Here is a 374-nt window from a genome sequence, read left to right as displayed (position 1 = left end):
GGTGGCCGTGACCACCTGTTCCGCCTGGCATTTACCGGTGCAGGCGTGGACCAGCCGGTGCTGGCGCAGGCGATCCGCGACTATGGGCTCGACTTCAACATTCTCCATGGCCACATCGACGAGATTCAGGGCCAGGCCTTCGGCTCGCTGGCGATCCTGGCGTCGGGCGAAACCGCTGACATCAACAACGCGATGAACTTCCTGCGCGAGCAAGGCGTGGTGGTCGAGGAGATCAATCATGTGGTCTGACCTGACCGATCTGTTCCTGCCGGCCTTCTGGGAAACGCTGGCCATGGTGGGCGTGTCAGGCGGCATTGGCGCGCTGTTTGGCGTGCCGCTGGGCGTGCTGCTGTATCTGACGACCACGGGTGGCG

General features: G+C 63.9%; 1 protein-coding gene. It reads left to right on the top strand.

What is annotated here, in order from left to right; all coding sequences use genetic code 11:
* The coding region (locus BRSPCE3_RS35750; RefSeq protein WP_283843194.1) for an NIL domain-containing protein at positions 1-249 on the top strand (249 nt) is incomplete at its 5' end.
* Positions 250-374 lie beyond the last annotated feature (125 nt).

This window comes from Bradyrhizobium sp. Ce-3 (genome assembly GCF_022835695.1).
Classification (GTDB): Bacteria; Pseudomonadota; Alphaproteobacteria; order Rhizobiales; family Xanthobacteraceae; genus Bradyrhizobium.
This window is presented reverse-complemented; position numbering and strand designations above follow the sequence as displayed.